Source organism: Aerococcus sp. L_32, from assembly GCF_050689315.1.
The window spans coordinates 1-507 of the sequence record NZ_JBOEQF010001307.1; the positions used below are offsets into that span (position 1 = coordinate 1).

A 507-nucleotide genomic window follows, 5' to 3' on the forward strand; every position below is an offset into this window, starting at 1 on the left:
TTCTTGGGCTGTGACCTGAATACGGTCAGTTTCTTTTACTTTTAATTCTTCAGCGTTACGAATCACTGTCCTACCTTCCGCTTGGGTTGCGGCTAAAGCAATAATTGGAATTTCATCAATTAAAGCTGGAATAATGTCGCCACCGAATTCTGTTGCTTTTAAGTCGCTGGCAGAAACAGTTAAGTCACCGCTCAAGCCACCTTCATGCAAGCATGTTTCGATATTTGCACCCATCTTGTTCAAGACTTCAATAATCCCTGCACGAGTTGGATTTAAACCCACATTTGGCATGTGGAGTTTAGAACCTTTAACTAATAGTGCAGCAACAATAAAGAAGGCTGCTGAGGAAATATCTGCTGGGACTTTAATATCCGTAGCTGTTAAGCTTTGGCCACCTTCTAGATAGATGTCTTTATCGTCAACTTTTAGTTCAACGCCAAAGTTTTTTAACATGTTTTCAGTATGGTCACGTGACCGCTCTTTTTCATGGATAATTGTTGTACCTTC

At 40.6% G+C, this 507-nt stretch carries 1 protein-coding gene; it reads right to left on the reverse strand.

Features of this window, described 5'->3' with window-relative positions; genetic code table 11:
* Nucleotides 1–507, reverse strand: a 507-nt coding sequence (locus ACRCJ0_RS19490; protein WP_431391878.1) for a 3-phosphoshikimate 1-carboxyvinyltransferase, incomplete at both ends; no start/stop codon positions are given.